Consider the following 14,397-nt stretch of genomic DNA (forward strand, 5'->3'; position numbering starts at 1 on the left):
GAATTAATAACCACCTTCGGATTTCACCACTTCAGTACCTTGCTTATATTTAGACAGCAGTTCACGTAAAGAGTTCATCAGGACACTGGTATCTACACCGACTGCAACAAACTCAGTACCGAGATCAAGATATTTCTGAGTAGCTTCATGTTGAGTTGACAAAATCCCTGCAGCTTTACCAGCAGCACGAATCCGCTGAATCGCATCCATGACTGCTTTTTGAACTTCTGGATGATTTGGATTACCTTCATAACCCATGGTTGCAGATAGATCGACCGCGCCAATAAAGACACCATCAATACCGTCAATTTTTAGGATGTCATCCAGATTTTCCAAACCTTTTACCGATTCAATCTGAATTAACAGGCAGATATCTTCATGGGCAGTTTGATAATAGTTTGGAATGCTATTCCAGCGTGTCGCACGTGCTAATGCAGCGCCGACTCCCCGAATTCCTTCCGGTGGATAACGAACTGCTTTCACCATCAGTTCAGCTTGCTCGACTGTTTCCACCATTGGAATCAATAGACTTTGTGCACCAATATCCAAGAGCTGCTTGATGAGCTGCACACTGCCAATCGGTGGACGCACCACCGCCTGCGATGGATAAGCAGCAATACTCTGTAATTGCGACAAGGTGGTTCTTAAATCACTTGGAGCATGTTCACCATCAATCAGCAACCAGTCATAACCGGCATTGGCGGCAATTTCTGTACCGTAAGCATCTGCCAGACCGACCCAAAGCCCAATTTGCTGTCCGGTCTTGAGTTTTCTTTTGAAGTAATTGGTGTATTGCATACGCCCGCTCGCTTGCATGTCATTGCTTATAGCGTTATTAAACCCCTATTGGCAAAAAGTGCCAATAGTGAAAAGCTCTTTTATCATTAGCCAAAGCTCTAAGTTATTACGTTATAAATGCTATGTATCTACGAAACTTATGCTTTGCCTGAAGGAAATTTATTATAATATTCCACTTCACTTGCAGTATGATTTTACTGCATTCCACCTAATTTAAGATGAACAAAAACGAATGGAGTCCAGTTATGAATTTACTCAAGGTATCTGAATCTCGTTATACTACAAAAGCTTACGATCCATCTAAGAAAATTCCACAGGAACAGTTTGATCGTTTGACTGAGATTCTCCGCCTGGCTCCTTCTTCTATTAATATTCAACCATGGCACTTCTTTATTGCAGATAACGCAGATGCCAAAGTGCGCATTGCCAAAGCTTTAGTAGGTACATATGCCTACAATGCACCAAAAGTATTGGATTCTTCGCATACGATTCTTTTCTGCACCAAAGCTGACATTACTGACCAGCATTTAGATAATCTTTTGCAACGTGATGATGTACTAGGGCGCTTTAAAGATGAAACCGCCAAAGAAGCACAGCGTAATACCCGTACTGGCTATGTCGAATATTACCGTAATGAAAAAGGTGATATTCAGCGCTGGGCTGAAAATCAGACCTTTATTGCACTCGGTCAAATGCTACTTGCAGCAGGAATCGAAGGTGTCGATGCCACACCAATTGGTGGCTTTGATGAAGAAATTATTACTGAAGAATTGAAGCTTAAGGAACGAGGCCTGATTCCATCCGTGATTATGACTTTTGGTTATCGCAGTGAAAATGATTTCAATGCTAAATTGCCAAAATCTCGTCTGAAAGCTGAGGATGTTTTCACCAAACTGTAAGATTTTTATGTTATAAAAGGGGCGCAAAGCCCCTTTACTTGTCATTATGGGCCTAATTTTTGCTTAACTAAAAAACAATCATAATTCAGAATAAAAAATAGAGGTATCCATGTTGGTTCTTCCATCCAGACCTATGAAATTTGAATGCAAACACTGCGATAAAATCTATTTACATCAATATAAGCATGAGCAGCATCGGTATCCACATTGTCCACACTGTAGGCAAGCTGGCCTGCTCTTGGGCCTGGCTGAAAAGGAAGATCTGATTCGCTTGCCACTGGATTATGCCAGTAGCTATGTCAAGCAGACATGGCATAGGCTAAGCAAATAACACTGGTAAGTCCCAGTACCAATCCGATACCGCTTGCAGGTTTTAAGCGCTCTTTAAAGAAGATCAGGCCTGCAAGCACACCAAACACCACTACAAGAATATTCATCCCAGCAAAGACAATCGCTGGTGTATCCTTCAACAGCATATGGGCTTTTACATAAAAGGCAATATTGGCGAAGTTCAGTCCACCTAATGCCAAACCAGCAATAATATGCTTAAGATCACCCAGATGATTATATTTAACCAACAGATAGGCCATTGATAAAATAAAGGCACAGATAAACATCAGGTTCAGCGTGACAGCGAACTGTAGTCCTAGACTGGTGGTATATTTCAATAACACATCAATCAGTGCATAACCGACCCAGACCAGTCCCAGATACATCATGCCTTGTGTTCCCGATCCTGTATCATTTCGATTGGATAACAGGATACAGACCACCGCAGTAATCCCAAGACCAATCCCGATCAGTTTCAGCTGGCTAAACTGTTCCTGAAATATGAAATAAGCCGCAGCGAGAGATAGCACTACGGATAATCGCTGGGCAATTTCAGTCTTTAAAATACCAGCAGTTTGCAATGCTCGAGCCAGCAAAAGAAAAACACTCGGAAGTAAGATGCCTAAGGCAATAATCAGTAACCATGGCGTATGAATGATAGATACATGTGCCAGATCCGGTTTAAACCAGAAATAGCAAAGAATACTTGCTGTAGCATAGTTCCAGGCAATCAGATGAATCGGGTTAAGCCCCTTATTCTTTCCTACTTTCAGCAAAATTGAGACCATGACGCTGCATAGTGCAGCTGCAAATATCAGTTCCATTGTTTACTCATCATTATCTTAAGTGCTTTATTTTAATACAAAAAAGCCCACAAGATATTGTGGGCTTTCAAGCTTGATTTCAGGCTAGCAATTAGTAGCGAGAAACCATTTTTTCCAATGAGATTGGACGAATCTTGTCAGCATTACCCGCTGTACCAAATGCTTCGTAACGATCTACACAGATTTGCTTCATTGCTTCGATTGTTGCAGCGAAGAATTTACGTGGATCGAATTCACTTGGTTTTTCAGCCATCATACGACGCATTGCACCAGTAGAAGCCAGACGCAAGTCAGTATCGATATTGATTTTACGTACACCGTGCTTGATTGCTTCAACCAGTTGCTCAACAGGAACACCATAAGTTTCTTTGATGTCGCCGCCATACTGGTTAATTACAGCTAGCCATTCTTGTGGCACAGAGCTTGAACCGTGCATTACAAGGTGAGTGTTTGGCAATGCTTCATGAATTTCCTTAATGCGGTCAATTGCAAGAATATCACCTGTAGGTGGACGCGTGAATTTGTACGCACCGTGTGAAGTACCAACCGCAATCGCTAAAGCATCAACATTGGTATCAGCAACGAATTGACGTGCTTCTTCAACTGAAGTTAAAAGCTGAGAATGATCAAGAACGCCTTCAGCGCCTACGCCATCTTCTTCACCCGCCATACCAGTTTCAAGGCTACCCAGGCAACCGATTTCACCTTCAACAGACACACCACACGCATGCGCCATTTGTACCGTACGACGAGTGACGTCTACGTTGTATTCATATGAAGTTGGTGTTTTACCGTCTTCACCCAAAGAACCATCCATCATGACTGATGAGAAGCCTAACTGGATAGAACGTTGACATACATCAGGGCTCGTACCGTGGTCTTGGTGCATTACCACTGGAATGTGTGGCCATTCTTCGATTGCTGCCAAAATCAGGTGACGCAGGAACGGTGCACCTGCGTACTTACGTGCACCCGCAGATGCCTGTACGATTACAGGTGAATTTGTTTGGTCTGCCGCCAACATAATGGCACGCATTTGTTCTAAGTTGTTTACATTGAATGCTGGTACGCCGTAAGCATGTTCGCCGGCGTGATCCAAGAGCTGGCGCAATGAAATAAGAGCCATAATGTCCTCCCAGGTAATGCGACATATTCTACATGCGAACTGTATTCAATTCAGCAAGAAAACACATAAATTGATAAAAAATCCCTGCTTTTGCAGGGATTTTAGGACTTGACGTAGCCGTTTATTTAGCAGCAGCTGCTGAACTTTCAGCATCTGTAGTTTCTGATGTCGCCTTACCTGCTGGCATATTTGCCACTTCGGCAGGCACATCAGTATTTTTCTCATCCAGAATCGGCTTATCGATAGCATTAATGGCTGCTTGTTGTTCAGGACTGATCTGCTCTTCTGCTACTGCTGCTGAAGCCTCAGTTGTATTTTCTGTTGTATTGTCTTTTTTGGCACAAGCCGTTAATGCTACAGATGCTATCAACAACACACCAATACTCAGCTGTTTCATCATACTCTGCTCTCATCATCTATCTGTTTATGGCGAATATGCTATGACTGTTGTATTGCAGTTTGATGACGACTTTATGAATGACTTTTGAGAGTAAAAATGAGAATAAAAAAAAGCCGGTATCAAACCGGCTTTTTCGCTAGAAGCATTTACTTCAGGAGAATGTGATTAAGCACGTTCTAAAAGTACTGCAACTGCAGGAAGTGTTTTACCTTCAACAAATTCAAGGAATGCGCCACCACCTGTAGAAATGTAGCCAATTTTGTCAGCCACTTCGTATTTATCGATTGCAGCCAAAGTATCACCACCGCCTGCGATAGAGAAACCTGCAGATTCAGCAATTGCTAAAGACAGTGCTTTAGTACCTTCACCAAACTGATCTACTTCAAATACACCCACTGGGCCATTCCAAAGAATCGTTTTAGATGTTTTCAGAATCTCGGCAAATGCTTTTGCAGTTTCTGGACCAACGTCCAGAATCATGTCGTTATCAGCAACATCTTCAACTTTTTTCACAGTTGCTTTTGCAGCAGCTAATGAACCCAGGAAGTCATCAAAATTGATTTCAGAAGCATCAGCAACAACTACGTCAGTTGGAAGTGGTACAGATACTTTTGCTGCGATGGCTTTCGCTGTATCAATCAGGTCATTTTCACACAGTGATTTACCTACGTTGTAGCCAGCAGCTGCAAGGAAAGTATTCGCAATACCACCACCTACGATCAACTGATCGCAGATGTCAGACAGTGAAGTTAAAACGTCTAGTTTAGTTGAAACCTTAGAACCTGCAACGATCGCAACCATTGGTTTTTCTGGAGTTTTCAACGCACGACCAAGCGCGTCTAACTCAGCTGCCAGTAAAGGACCTGCAGCCGCTACTTTAGCCAGACGAGCTACACCTTCAGTTGAAGCTTCTGCACGGTGCGCAGTACCAAATGCATCCATTACGAATACGTCGCAAAGTGCTGCATATTTTGCTGCAAGTTCAGGATTGTTTTTCTTTTCACCGACATTGAAACGGCAGTTTTCCAGTAGAACCACTTGACCAGGTTGAACTTCAACGCCATCCAGGTAATCAGTGAACAGTTTTACTTCTTGACCCAATGCTTCAGTCAAATATGCTGCTACAGGTGCAAGAGACTGTTCAGCTTTAGGTTCACCTTCAACCGGACGACCAAGGTGTGAATACACCATAACCGCTGCGCCTTTTGCTACAGCAGCTTTAATTGTTGGCAATGCTGCACGTAAACGCGCATCGCTGGTGATCACACCATTTTTAACAGGTACGTTTAAATCTTCACGGATCAGAACACGTTTACCCGCTAGATCAAGGTCAGTCATACGTTGAAAGTTCATCTAGAGCTCTCTTTATAGATATTAAAAACGAGGCGATTTTAAATGATTATGCAGAAAAAGGTTAGCATCTTTTGCAGAAAAGCTAACGATTGCCAAAGTTTTGTTATGATAGGAAAAAGCATCCATCAGATTCATTACTCATGTCGATACATCCAGATCCAGATCTTAACCGTTTAAATGTTTTGGGCGAGCCTTTGGCGAGCTGTTGTTTTGACCCAATCACCGGCTATTTCCGTAATGGCTTCTGCCACACCGCTCCAAGCGACCTTGGCCAACATACGGTTTGTGCACAGATGACTTCGGAGTTTTTAAACTTCTCCCAAAAAGTTGGGAATGATCTGATCACGCCATTGCCTGAAGTAGGTTTTCCTGGGGTGCAACCAGGTGATTTTTGGTGTATCTGTGTGACGCGCTGGGTGGAAGCCTATGAGGCAGGATTTGCCCCACCAATTAAGCTACAAGCTTGCCATAAGGCAGTTTTAGCTTATGTCCCTCTCCATGTTTTAGAAGAATACGCTGTCTAATGAATACCGCAAAAATCATCCTGGCTTCTTCTAGCCAGACCCGTAAAGAATTGATGAATCGTTTACGTCTTGAATACGTATCGATCGTCCCGGACATAGATGAATCACCGCAAGGTGAGAATCATGCGGATGATTTAGCCAAGCGACTGGCATTTGAAAAAGCCCGTCATGTAGCTGAACAACACCCGGATGCAATCGTAATCGGTTCTGACCAGGTGGCTTGGCGTGAAGGTGCACCCGATATTTTCATTGGCAAACCTTTAACTCCTGAAAAAGCTGTTCGTCAGCTCCAAGCCAATTCAGACAAAATTGTATATTTCAGTACAGCACTGAGCGTACAACAGAAATCGACTGGCTTTGAGCAGACTTTGGTTGAGCACTACAAGGTCAAATTCCGCAAGCTGTCTCAGGCTGAAATTGAACGCTATATCGAAATTGAACAGCCTCTGCACTGCGCTGGCAGCTTTAAATGCGAAAGCTTAGGTATTAGTCTGTTTGAAGAAATGATTGGTCAGGACCAAACAACTTTAATGGGTATGCCAATGATCAAGCTCTGTAGTATTTTGCGTGAACTAGAGATTCTGGTTCCTTAAAAAGTTAAAAAAGCAGTCTTAGGACTGCTTTTTAGCAAGTATTAATCATTCAACCCATAATTTGTGATTGATCAGATAAAAGATGTTGTGCCATAAGATCAGACTGATTTTCCCATATGAATGGGTCGGTATTTTGAGCAGCCTCTTCCATGTCGGTCTGGATGATAATCTGGTTATCTTCACTTCCCACCACAATAATGTTGTCTATATTGCCAGAATCCGAAAGCAGCTCAGCTAATGAAACAGTATCTGATTGCATAAATTCGATACCCATCAAATGACTTTCTTGTCCTGCTCCCTCTAACAACAGATCCATCTGATTATTTAGATTTGAAATTGTATCAGCTGTGTTTAGTACTTGATAAACCTGTGCATCTCTATCCAAGTCTGAAGAAATAAAATTAATAAGCTGTTCAGCCTCTACAACGTCATTGTTCACTTCTGAGCTAATAACATTATGATCATTTACAGTCACGCCTAATTGCTCATCAGAACTATATGCTATTAATTCTTGTGCTGCCTTGAACATACTTGCAGCTTCTGGATCATTCGCCTCATCTTCAACTGATTCAACCAGACTTAATAGAGCTACTCGAGCTATTGGATTCGTTGGTTCTGTTGGCACTTCTGGCACTTCCACTGGCGGATCTACCGGTGGCTCTTCCACTGGTGGATCTACTGGTGGCTCTTCCACTGGTGGGTTTACCGGTGGCTCTTCCACTGGTGGGTCTACTGGTGGCTCTTCCACTGGTGGATCTACCGGTGGCTCTTCCACTGGTGGATCTACTGGTGGCTCTTCCACTGGTGGATCTACTGGTGGGTCTACTGGTGGCTCTTCCACTGGTGAGTCTACTGGTGGCACTTCCACTGGCGGATCTACTGGTGGCACTTCCACTGGCGGATCTACTGGTTCTAATGGTTCATCACGCTCTGTTTCTCCCCCATCCACACTTGCAAGTCCACCAATGAGCAATGTACCAAGTGTAATCCACTCCCAGTTTTCTCCAAGAAATGAAGAGGATGGATACAATTCTTCAATTTTCGAAATTTGCTTATATTGTTTAGTTATCGTATCAAACCAATATAGAGTACCGCTACTATCCTCGATCACTAAATTTGAAGGCAAAATTTCAGGATATAAAGGATAAAAATTCTCAATAATCAGTTTTTCGCCATTTCTTAAGACTACAATCAGATTGGTACCTTCTTGTGATAATTGCGCAATATCTGATTTAGACGCTTTGATTTTCACTATGGAACCCTGGTCAAGTCGGATCGTATCTGCTTGGAGCTGTTTAATGGCTTTAGTCTCTTTATTAATTATTTGAATTTCTTTCATTTTATTATCCATATTATTTTTATTTTCTTTGTCAAAACTGTGACATTTTTATACTTCTGTCAATCAAACTATGCTTTTCACTATTTTAGTTATGTAATTATCATTTTGATGATGATTATCTGTCTTTTACCTATCTATCCATAATTATTTCTGTTTATTAAATTTTCTAAAAAAATTAAGTCTGTCTTACTTTACTAAAATTTTAAATTTTCACTTAAACCGTTTTTCTTTTTTTGAAAACCGATAAAGCTTGTTCTTATATGAAATGTTAGATCGTTAGAAATTCATTACTCAGAATCTCTCTTGCGTCATTCAATAACTCAAGGGACAATAAGCAAAATTTATCTGTAGTTAATCCTATGTCCCAACCTTTAGATGTATTAGGCGGAATTACCGCTGAACAATTCCTTGCTGAATATTGGCAAAAAAAACCTCTCCTCGTACGTAATGCCATGCCTGAAATCGCAGGTCTGCTTGAACCAAGTGATGTGATGGAACTTGCCCTTGAAGAAAACGTGACTGCACGTTTGATCAAGCAAAAAGATCGTGATTCGAACCAGTGGTCAGTAAAATCATCACCTTTATTGAAAGCTGATTTTCAGAAGATGCCTAAGCTCTGGACCTTACTGGTTCAAGCTGTGGATCATTATTCTTTTGACCTGTCGGAAATGTGGAAGAAATTCCCATTCATTCCACAATGGCGTCGTGATGACATCATGGTGTCATATGCACCTCAAGGTGGCTCCGTAGGCAAACATTTCGATTTCTATGATGTATTCCTGGTACAAGGTAATGGTCACCGTCGCTGGCAATTAGGCCAGATGTGTGATGCAGAAACTGAGTTTGTTCCTGGTCAACCATTAAAATTGCTTCCAGAAATGGAAGTAAACTTTGATGAAGTTCTTGCACCCGGTGATTTACTCTACGTTCCACCAGGGCTTTCTCACTACGGTGTTGCTGAAGATGACTGTCTGACTTTCTCTTTCGGTTTTCGTATGCCAAATGTCAGCGATATGATGGACCGTGTTGGAGACAAGTTTGCTGAAAATGAAGTTTTGCGTAATCCATTGACTGATATTATTCGCGATCAAATCAGTGCAGCTGGTGAAGTCACAGGTAATGAGCTTGAATATCTGAAAAGCAAAATCATGGAGCAGCTGCATAACTCCAATGTGCTTGAAGATGCCATCATGAGCCTAATGTCCGAACCGAAGTACGAAGAGAATATTCCTGAAGCTGAGGAAATTGGTACTGGAGATCTGGAAGAAGCATTAGATCAGGGCTATAGCATCATGCTCGAACCTGCTTCACGCCTGCTCTATACTGAAGAAGACGGCGAAGTGTTGTTCTGGGGCAATGGCGAAGGCCTATGTATCTCAGAAGCTTTTACAGAAAAACTCAAGCTGATTGCTAATGGTGAGTCTGTCATGCTTGATCTGGACTTTGCTGATGAAGATATGCTGGAAGATCTAGCGAATCTACTGAATGAATCGATTCTGATGCTGGTTCCACCTGCGGAAGAAGAATAAGAGCCAAAAAGAGGATCATTCGATCCTCTTTTTATTTATGGCTTAGGCAATTTTTTTAATTCAAAAATGACAAGAATTAAGCCCCATACTGACGTTTTAGATAATCCACAATATCTTTAGATTCGAACATTTTTACGTTGGTATTTGGGTCAACCAGATAAGGGACCTGAATATTATTTCCCATTATTTTAAATAGTTGGTCACGCTTACCGCCTGTTAAGGGCTCATACTTTCCTGGCTTTAAGCGCAGTTTTGCTGGTCCATAATCTTGCCAGCGCTCTTTCGCCACATTATGAAAAATAAAGGGTATTTCCAGCTCGCTTAGAACAGCACGTACTACTCGAGTAAACGGGCTCGCTTCAAAGCCCCATAATTCTAATAATTGTTCAGGTGCTGGACGATTAATAATCTGCTTATCCACCCAAACACCACGTGCGCCATTTACAATCGTTCCAGCAAGAGCCACTGCCGGAATTTTAGGATAATGAGCATATTTACTCGGTGTCTTGCCATTTTTGCCATAATGCTTAAATAAATGATGAATAATATCTTGTGACTCATACATCCGATCTCCCGTGTTTTCATCCATTAAAAATGGAAAGCGAGTTTTGCCGCCCAGCTGTTTTACGATCGGCCGGTATTTGGTACCACCTTTAGGACATGGATAAACTTCATAATCCAGATTAAGTAAGGTTAATACCTCACGAACCCGACGACAAAATGGCGAACCTTCAAATTCATACAGCTTGATTGGCTTTTCAGGCTGATTTGGAAATGGCGTACCCACCATACCTCGACCGCCTTGGGTAAATGAAGATGCCAGCGCTTGAGCAACTTTGATTTGATGTGGGAGCATTGTAGAGTAATCCTGTTTTTGTTTTAGTGACCGTGAAAGTATGCAGATTGACTGACTTTCACGGTATTGCCGATTTTTATTATGTTCTGTCAGTTTAAACAGCTAGCTGCTTAATCAACTAGTTTTTCTTGCGAAAGCACAATGCCGTTATTGTCGGCATAAACGTATTCACCTGATTTAAAGGTCACACCACCGAAGTAAAGTGGTACATCGACTTCACCAATGCCTTTACGATTGCTTTTTTGAGGAATCGAAGCTAAAGCGTGCACACCTAAATCCAGCTCTGCAATCGCATCGACATCACGTACACAGCCGTAGATAATCACGCCATTCCAGTGATTCTTCACCGCAGATTCAGCAATCAGGTCACCCATCAATGCACAGCGCATCGAAGCACCGCCATCAACGACTAAGACTTTTCCTGTACCATCTGTTGCCAATAATTCTTTAACGCGGGAATTATCTTCAAAGCATTTTACTGTGACAATCTGGCCGCCAAAGCTTTTACGTGCACCATAACTTTTAAAAAACTTACCGTCTAGGCATGGTGTTACTACTTGCAGGTGTTCATCAGGATTGTCATCAAGCAAGTCACAAGTTACAAATGGTACGCTGGACACGATTTTACCCTCATTTCATTTTTTGTATGGCTAAATTATCATAAATTTCAAATTTTACAGTCTGATTCAGGGCTGCATATACCATAGTATGAGCTACTTGCTCGGCTGTCACTGGCTTGTATTTAAAAGAATCGGGTACCAAATGCGAAAACTTGCCATAAAGATTTTGGGCAGCATCTTCTAATAAGCGCTGATGACCTCGTTCACCAATTAACAAAGATGGCCGGATCAGACTGATGCGCTCTAAAGTTAGAGTCTGAATATAGTCTTCCAGTTCGCCTTTGACCCGATTATAGAAAAACCAGGATTCAGCATTCGCCCCCATTGCACTGATTAACAGATAATGTGCATCCGTCTGCTGAACCAACTCGGCAAAATGAGCATTAATCGTGTAGTCCACATTATAAAAAGCATCCTTAGAACCAGCCTGCTTTAATGTGGTACCCAGACAACTGAAGGCATGTGTATGCCCACTGACATCCTGATCATTCAGCATCAGGAAATCCTCAAAGACTAGTTGTTTGACTTTGGGCCATTGCTCAAACTCTGGCTGATGCTTGCGTACTACCACACTAATACGCTTGCAGCTTGGCTCATTGACCAGCTGTTGTACCAAGGTCTTACCCACCAGACCAGTGGCACCAATGATGATTGGATATGTTATGGTTTTAGTCATTTTTTGTACGATCTCCCTGCCTGAATACTAATCTAACGTTTTCTTTAGAATTTTTCTGCAACTAAAATGTTGTCAAAGCATGTCAAGACTTGACTTAAGCCCTCAGTTTCCTCAAAATATGGCACTTGTTTACGGGCTGGTGATAGTTCTTCTGATGTTGGTTTTCAGTTGAGTTTCAGCCCGCCCAGACCAATCTATTTCAAGGAGTGCACGAGTGGCAAACTCTGCTCAAGCTAAAAAACGTGCTCGTCAAAACGTTAAAGCACGCAAACACAACGCAAGCTTGCGTTCTATGGTTCGTACATATCTTAAACGTACAGTAGCTGCTATTGCTGCTGGCGACTATGCTGTTGCTACTAAAGCTTACAAAAAAGCTGTTCCAGTAATCGACCGTATGGCTGACAAAGGTATCATCCATAAAAACAAAGCAGCTCGTCATAAGAGCCGTTTGAACGCGCAAGTTAAAGCATTAGCTTCTAACTAATCGCAAATGAAAAAAGCCCTTTTTAGGGCTTTTTTTGTGCCCAAAATTTGATACCAAATAGAAATATAATAATTTTTAACACAAGAAAATTTCTTGGTCTTAATTACAGAAATCTTTCTATCTCACAAAACCAGAATAAATTATTCATCTTTGTCCATAGAATGCGGTGTCGTGGTTTTGTCCTGTTCTGCATTATCTGTATCACGCTGACACCCAGTTAAGCCAACCAAAAGAACTAAGCTTAAAATTGTGATTATTTTCATGACCATTCCTATGCCTTAAATATTGATTTAAATATCAGCATAGTGATATTTCATTGTTACTCTATTTCACTTTCATACAATAAATGTAAAAAAGCTCAATCGAATTAATTAAGCTTTTAACTTATTTTTTGGCTTTTAATTCTGCATTCTGAAACTGAGAAATATCCAGTTCATGTACTTTACCGCGCCAGATCCATTTCAGTTTAGACTCTTCGAATACATCGCCTTCAAACCAGACAAACAGACCTTCCATCATTTTTGGCCAGTCTTCTCGACTGACTTCCTGATGACCTGACATTACTGCAATCATAGCAGCCAGAATCGTGTCATGACTTACCGCCAGACTGAGTCCATACGGTGTCTTTGGATGCGTGTTATAGATGAGCTCCAGCACATCAACAACGCCACGAATTGGATGCTTCATACCTGGTAAGGCATTATTCACAAAGCTATTGATAAAGCCTAATGCACCCTGTTTCTTGAAATATGGCCCTGCTTTCTGGATATCCAGTACAAAGCTACCAGGTTCGACTAACAAGCCTTGCTCGACGATTTCAATATTATGGGTATGAGATGCTTTATTGGTTGCATCCGCCCCTTCAATCATCAGTGCTGCAGTATCAACACAACGCTGAATCGGACTGGAAATACAGTGCTGAATATGTCGATCGGTCTGATTGACCAAATAAGCGCCCCACTCCTGCGCCAGATCGCGCCCTTGTGGCGTCAGTTGCAAGTCATAGCCTGCCAGTCCCTGACCGGCGACCTCTTCGCGCAAGGAATGGCGCGTAAACAGGGTCACAGGCGTCTTGGTATCAGGCAATAAATCTATTGCACTGAGCATACTTGGTGGAAGCAGTTTTAATGCCACAATCTTGCCAACTGGTCTATCAACGGAATCTTCTTCACTATAACATGAACATTACACAGCTCAATTACTGTCTTGCATGTCAGCCAGTGCCTTAAATGCCAATATCTTCATATCTTTGGTCTTATATGCAATAAAACCGCCATTTAATAAGGTTTCGCGCTGATTATAGCTAAATGGTCGACCTTGGAAATCCACCAACCCACCACCAATGCGCTCCAGCAGGCATTGTCCGGCGCTGGTATCCCATTCGCAGGTCGGATGGAAACGCGGATAGATATCCACCTGATCCTCCAGAATCATACAAAATTTATAAGCACTGCCCGCCTTAAACTCATCAAAATCTGTAAATTTAGCCAGGCTTTCCAGATAAGTCGCATACTTTGGCTTTTTCTGACTGCTCTGACTCAGGCCTACATGCACTATGTCTTCTTGAGTTGCATGAGTATATTCATACCAATGATTTTGCTGAATATCATATTTTAAAGGCATACCCTGTTCTGGACAGAAATAGACCAGCTGTTGTGCCGGAATGGCAAGAATGGCAAAAGTTGTCAAATTGCCTGTGACCAGACTCAGGTTAATGGTGAATTCTGGGCGCTTATGTAGAAACTCTTTAGTACCATCCAGAGGATCAAGCAACCAGAATGCTGACCATTCATCTCGTCCATCTTGCTTACCTTCTTCAGAAAGTAAAGGTAAATCAGAAATTTCAGCAAGGGCTTGGGTTAGAAAAGTATTGACTCGATAATCGGCCTGTGTGACTGGCGAATCATCTTTTTTTGTTTCAATGTCAAAAACCGCACCGGAACAATACTGCTGATATTCTTCTCGCAAAATTTCACAGGCTTGTGTCAAAATGGGCACAAACTGCAAAATCATTGGATCTTGTGGTGCTGTTGCTGCTTTAAACAT

Annotated in this window: 18 protein-coding genes; 6 read left to right on the plus strand and 12 right to left on the minus strand. The window is 41.9% G+C overall.

Going from position 1 to position 14,397, the window contains the following annotated elements:
* Window positions 1–3: 3 nt before the first annotated feature.
* A complete protein-coding gene (hpaI, locus tag BS636_RS14060; RefSeq protein ID WP_099339678.1) occupies window positions 4–798 on the minus strand; it encodes a 4-hydroxy-2-oxoheptanedioate aldolase in 795 nt (264 codons plus the stop codon).
* A 245-nt stretch (window positions 799–1,043) separates the two neighbouring features.
* Between hpaI and nfsB the strand changes: the two genes are divergently transcribed.
* Together nfsB and BS636_RS16500 are read left to right on the plus strand one after the other, a co-directional pair.
* Entirely contained in the window at window positions 1,044–1,697 is a 654-nt protein-coding gene (gene nfsB, locus BS636_RS14065; RefSeq protein WP_099339345.1) for an oxygen-insensitive NAD(P)H nitroreductase, read from the plus strand.
* Window positions 1,698–1,806: 109 nt separating this feature from the next.
* The gene (locus BS636_RS16500) at window positions 1,807–2,028 is read left to right on the plus strand and encodes a hypothetical protein (protein ID WP_099339346.1); all 222 of its coding nucleotides are present in this window, start codon (window positions 1,807–1,809) and stop codon (window positions 2,026–2,028) included.
* Here the strand turns inward: BS636_RS16500 and BS636_RS14075 are convergent.
* The 4 genes from BS636_RS14075 to BS636_RS14090 all read right to left on the minus strand — a co-directional run bounded on the left by BS636_RS14075 (window position 1,997) and on the right by BS636_RS14090 (window position 5,730).
* Entirely contained in the window at window positions 1,997–2,851 is an 855-nt protein-coding gene (locus BS636_RS14075) for a DMT family transporter (protein WP_099339347.1), read from the minus strand. The two genes, BS636_RS16500 and BS636_RS14075, sit on opposite strands and share 32 nt — an antisense overlap.
* A 91-nt stretch (window positions 2,852–2,942) precedes the next feature.
* Window positions 2,943–3,977: a class II fructose-bisphosphate aldolase gene (gene fba / locus BS636_RS14080; protein ID WP_099339348.1), complete on the minus strand. Its 1,035-nt coding sequence runs from the start codon at window positions 3,975–3,977 to the stop codon at window positions 2,943–2,945.
* 121 nt (window positions 3,978–4,098) lie between these two features.
* Window positions 4,099–4,377, minus strand: coding sequence for a hypothetical protein (locus BS636_RS14085; protein ID WP_099339349.1), 279 nt, complete (start codon window positions 4,375–4,377; stop codon window positions 4,099–4,101).
* Between the two features lie 165 nt (window positions 4,378–4,542).
* On the minus strand, window positions 4,543–5,730 hold the full coding sequence (locus tag BS636_RS14090; protein WP_099339350.1) for a phosphoglycerate kinase: 1,188 nt from the start codon (window positions 5,728–5,730) through the stop codon (window positions 4,543–4,545).
* 140 nt (window positions 5,731–5,870) lie between these two features.
* Here BS636_RS14090 and BS636_RS14095 point away from each other — a divergent pair, with 140 nt between their 5' ends.
* Both BS636_RS14095 and BS636_RS14100 read left to right on the plus strand, forming a co-directional pair.
* Entirely contained in the window at window positions 5,871–6,254 is a 384-nt protein-coding gene (locus tag BS636_RS14095) for a DUF2237 family protein (protein ID WP_099339351.1), read from the plus strand.
* Complete coding sequence (locus BS636_RS14100) at window positions 6,254–6,847, plus strand: Maf family protein (protein WP_099339352.1); 594 nt, start codon at window positions 6,254–6,256, stop codon at window positions 6,845–6,847. Before BS636_RS14095 ends, BS636_RS14100 begins: the two co-directional genes overlap by 1 nt.
* A 49-nt stretch (window positions 6,848–6,896) precedes the next feature.
* Here the strand turns inward: BS636_RS14100 and BS636_RS14105 are convergent, their stop codons facing one another.
* Window positions 6,897–8,186 carry a BapA/Bap/LapF family prefix-like domain-containing protein gene (locus BS636_RS14105; protein ID WP_099339353.1) on the minus strand — a complete coding sequence of 430 codons (1,290 nt, stop codon included), beginning with the start codon at window positions 8,184–8,186 and terminating at the stop codon, window positions 6,897–6,899.
* Between the two features lie 359 nt (window positions 8,187–8,545).
* Here BS636_RS14105 and BS636_RS14110 point away from each other — a divergent pair, with 359 nt between their 5' ends.
* A complete protein-coding gene (locus BS636_RS14110; RefSeq protein WP_099339354.1) occupies window positions 8,546–9,715 on the plus strand; it encodes a cupin domain-containing protein in 1,170 nt (389 codons plus the stop codon).
* 76 nt (window positions 9,716–9,791) lie between these two features.
* Here BS636_RS14110 and BS636_RS14115 read toward each other — a convergent pair whose 3' ends face one another.
* From BS636_RS14115 to BS636_RS14125, 3 genes are all read right to left on the minus strand, one after another.
* Complete coding sequence (locus BS636_RS14115; protein WP_099339355.1) at window positions 9,792–10,571, minus strand: glutathione S-transferase N-terminal domain-containing protein; 780 nt, start codon at window positions 10,569–10,571, stop codon at window positions 9,792–9,794.
* Window positions 10,572–10,681: 110 nt separating this feature from the next.
* Window positions 10,682–11,191 carry a ribonuclease E activity regulator RraA gene (gene rraA, locus BS636_RS14120; protein ID WP_099339356.1) on the minus strand — a complete coding sequence of 170 codons (510 nt, stop codon included), beginning with the start codon at window positions 11,189–11,191 and terminating at the stop codon, window positions 10,682–10,684.
* 10 nt (window positions 11,192–11,201) lie between these two features.
* A complete protein-coding gene (locus BS636_RS14125) occupies window positions 11,202–11,867 on the minus strand; it encodes an NAD-dependent epimerase/dehydratase family protein (RefSeq protein ID WP_099339357.1) in 666 nt (221 codons plus the stop codon).
* Between the two features lie 214 nt (window positions 11,868–12,081).
* Here BS636_RS14125 and rpsT point away from each other — a divergent pair, with 214 nt between their 5' ends.
* Window positions 12,082–12,351, plus strand: coding sequence for a 30S ribosomal protein S20 (gene rpsT / locus BS636_RS14130; RefSeq protein ID WP_099339358.1), 270 nt, complete (start codon window positions 12,082–12,084; stop codon window positions 12,349–12,351).
* 140 nt (window positions 12,352–12,491) lie between these two features.
* Here rpsT and BS636_RS16580 read toward each other — a convergent pair whose 3' ends face one another.
* The 3 genes from BS636_RS16580 to BS636_RS14140 form a co-directional block, all read right to left on the minus strand.
* Complete coding sequence (locus BS636_RS16580; RefSeq protein ID WP_265735287.1) at window positions 12,492–12,614, minus strand: hypothetical protein; 123 nt, start codon at window positions 12,612–12,614, stop codon at window positions 12,492–12,494.
* Window positions 12,615–12,735: 121 nt separating this feature from the next.
* Complete coding sequence (locus BS636_RS14135) at window positions 12,736–13,485, minus strand: histidine phosphatase family protein (protein WP_099339359.1); 750 nt, start codon at window positions 13,483–13,485, stop codon at window positions 12,736–12,738.
* A 60-nt stretch (window positions 13,486–13,545) separates the two neighbouring features.
* Entirely contained in the window at window positions 13,546–14,397 is an 852-nt protein-coding gene (locus tag BS636_RS14140; RefSeq protein ID WP_099339360.1) for a 3'(2'),5'-bisphosphate nucleotidase CysQ family protein, read from the minus strand.

Origin of the sequence: Acinetobacter sp. LoGeW2-3 (genome assembly GCF_002688565.1) — a bacterium.
Taxonomy (GTDB): Bacteria; Pseudomonadota; Gammaproteobacteria; order Pseudomonadales; family Moraxellaceae; genus Acinetobacter.

Excerpts from the sequence above, each read along its gene's own strand:
- hpaI (WP_099339678.1), bottom strand. The coding sequence starts at position 798 with ATGCAATACACCAATTACTTCAAAAGAAAACTCAAGACCGGACAGCAA.
- nfsB (WP_099339345.1), top strand. The coding sequence starts at position 1,044 with ATGAATTTACTCAAGGTATCTGAATCTCGTTATACTACAAAAGCTTAC.
- BS636_RS16500 (WP_099339346.1), top strand. The coding sequence starts at position 1,807 with ATGTTGGTTCTTCCATCCAGACCTATGAAATTTGAATGCAAACACTGC.
- BS636_RS14075 (WP_099339347.1), bottom strand. The coding sequence starts at position 2,851 with ATGGAACTGATATTTGCAGCTGCACTATGCAGCGTCATGGTCTCAATT.
- fba (WP_099339348.1), bottom strand. The coding sequence starts at position 3,977 with ATGGCTCTTATTTCATTGCGCCAGCTCTTGGATCACGCCGGCGAACAT.
- BS636_RS14085 (WP_099339349.1), bottom strand. The coding sequence starts at position 4,377 with ATGATGAAACAGCTGAGTATTGGTGTGTTGTTGATAGCATCTGTAGCA.
- BS636_RS14090 (WP_099339350.1), bottom strand. The coding sequence starts at position 5,730 with ATGAACTTTCAACGTATGACTGACCTTGATCTAGCGGGTAAACGTGTT.
- BS636_RS14095 (WP_099339351.1), top strand. The coding sequence starts at position 5,871 with ATGTCGATACATCCAGATCCAGATCTTAACCGTTTAAATGTTTTGGGC.
- BS636_RS14100 (WP_099339352.1), top strand. The coding sequence starts at position 6,254 with ATGAATACCGCAAAAATCATCCTGGCTTCTTCTAGCCAGACCCGTAAA.
- BS636_RS14105 (WP_099339353.1), bottom strand. The coding sequence starts at position 8,186 with ATGAAAGAAATTCAAATAATTAATAAAGAGACTAAAGCCATTAAACAG.
- BS636_RS14110 (WP_099339354.1), top strand. The coding sequence starts at position 8,546 with ATGTCCCAACCTTTAGATGTATTAGGCGGAATTACCGCTGAACAATTC.
- BS636_RS14115 (WP_099339355.1), bottom strand. The coding sequence starts at position 10,571 with ATGCTCCCACATCAAATCAAAGTTGCTCAAGCGCTGGCATCTTCATTT.
- BS636_RS14125 (WP_099339357.1), bottom strand. The coding sequence starts at position 11,867 with ATGACTAAAACCATAACATATCCAATCATCATTGGTGCCACTGGTCTG.
- BS636_RS16580 (WP_265735287.1), bottom strand. The coding sequence starts at position 12,614 with ATGAAAATAATCACAATTTTAAGCTTAGTTCTTTTGGTTGGCTTAACT.
- BS636_RS14140 (WP_099339360.1), bottom strand. The coding sequence starts at position 14,397 with ATGTTTAAAGCAGCAACAGCACCACAAGATCCAATGATTTTGCAGTTT.